Origin of the sequence: Kitasatospora sp. MBT63 (genome assembly GCF_000710465.2) — a bacterium.
Lineage (GTDB): Bacteria > Actinomycetota > Actinomycetes > Streptomycetales > Streptomycetaceae > Kitasatospora.
Genome location: NZ_JAIZ01000550.1, coordinates 1 through 2,014, shown reverse-complemented (window position 1 = coordinate 2,014; position 2,014 = coordinate 1). Strand labels below are relative to the sequence as shown.

General features: G+C 78.4%; 1 protein-coding gene. It reads right to left on the bottom strand.

Annotation, left to right across the window (positions count from 1 at the left end; genetic code table 11):
* Positions 1-2,014, bottom strand: a 2,014-nt coding sequence (locus tag AA75_RS29155; RefSeq protein WP_233289241.1) for an ATP-binding protein, incomplete at both ends; no start/stop codon positions are given.

Below are 2,014 nucleotides of genomic sequence, written 5' to 3'. Positions count from 1 at the left end.
GGCGGCCGGACCGGAGTCGGCCCCGCCCGCCCGGCCGGGAGCGGGGTCCGGGCCGGTGCGGCGGCCACCGGGCCGGGCCCGCCGGACGCCGCGGTGGCCACCGGGGCGTCCGGGCGCACCGCCGGTTCCGGGGTCCGGAGCAGGACGGTGGGCAGCAGCACCACGGCGGTGGTGCCGCCGTACGCGGAGGGCCGCAGCGCGACCCTGACCTCGTGACGCTTGGCGAGCCGGCTGACCACGAAGAGGCCGAGCCGGTCGCTGTCGAACAGGTCGGTCTGCTCGGTGGCGGCGATCCGGCGGTTGGCGTCGGCGAGCGCCTCCGGGCCCATCCCCAGGCCCCGGTCCTCGATCTCCAGCGCGTAGCCGTTGCCGACCGGTTCGCCGCGGATGTGGACCTTGGTGTGCGGCGGCGAGAACCCGGTGGCGTTCTCCACCAGTTCGGCGACCAGGTGGGTCAGGTCGGCGACGGCCGGGCCGGCCAGCGCCACCGGCGGCAGCCGGTGGACCTCGACCCGGGCGTACTCCTCGACCTCCGCGACGGCGGCCCGGACCACGTCCACCAGCGGGACCGGCCGTCGCCAGGCCCGGCCGGGGGCGGCGCCGGAGAGGATGATCAGGCCCTCCGCGTGGCGGCGCATCCGGGTGGTCAGGTGGTCGAGCCGGAACAGGTCGTCCAGTTCGGCCGGGTCCTCGGTCCGGCGCTCCATCGCGTCCAGCAGGGTGAGCTGCCGGTGGACCAGGACCTGGCTGCGCCGGGCGAGGTTGACGAAGACCCCGGAGACCCCGGAGAGCACCTCGGCCCGCTCCACGGCGGCGGTGACGGCGGCCCGCCGGACGGTGCCGAGCGCGCCGTGCACCTGGCCGATCTCGTCGTCCCCGTGCGGCCCCAGCGGAGCCTCCGTCTCCACGTCGATCTCCTCTCCGGCGCGCAGCCGCCGCATGGTGGCGGGGAGTTGGCGTCCGGCCAGTTCCAGGGCGGAGTTCCGCAGACCGATCAGCTCGGTGACCAGCCCGCGGCCGATCTGCACCGAGATCAGCAGCGAGGCGACCACCGCGCACAGACCCAGCAGGACGGCGGCCCCGGCCGGGGTGAGCAGACCGACGGCGTACGGGTCGGCGCGTTCCAGGGCCGCGGCGGTGGCCGCGGACTGGACGGCCCCCAGCCGGCGGGCGGTGCTGTCGGCGGCGACCACCCACCGGTCGGGGGCGACCGCGGCGGCCGCCGCCCGGCCGTCGGCGGAGCCGCGGACGGCGTCCTCGAAGCGGACCAGGTCCTGGTGGTCGCCGCCTTCGACGACCGCCACCAGGGCGGCCCGGTCGGCGGGCCGCAGGTCGCCGGCGGCCGTCTGCTCGAACAGCCGCCGCGCGTAGGCGGCCGCGCCGAACTCGCGGAGCTGGTCGTCGGGGAGGCGGCCGAGCGCCTGGCCGGGCCGCAGCAGCGCGTCCTCGCGGGCGAGCAGTTCGCGGGAGCGGGCGAGTTCCAGCAACACCCGGGCGTCCGAGCCGCCGGGCCGGTCCGCCTCGGCGGCGACCGCGCCGGTGACCTCCAGCGCGCGGTCCACCGCGGTGCCGTACGCGCCGTAGGCGTCGGCCCAGGTGACGGTCCGGGCGAGCAGCCTGGTCCGCAGACCGGCGAGGCCGGCGACCGCGGCGGTGAGCGCGTCCACCCGGTCGGCGGTGGCGGCGGGGAGGCCCTCGGCGTCGGCCCGGTTGTAGCCGGGGGCGAGGGCGAGCGGGGCGGCGGCCCGGTCGGTGGCGGCGGCGGTGTCGCGCAGGGCGCTCTCCCGGACCGGGCCGGGGGCGGCCAGCAGGTCCCCGGCGGCGGCCCGTTCGGCCTGCAGGGCGGCCACGGTGGCCTCGACCGGGACGCGCAGCGCATGGTCCACGGACCGGACGCGGCGCAGTGCGGCGACGTCCTGGGCGGTGGTCACGGTGGCGAACGACCACAGGGCGATCACCGACACCACCGGGACCATCAGCAGCGCGAGGATCTTCGCGCGGACGGTGCGGGGCC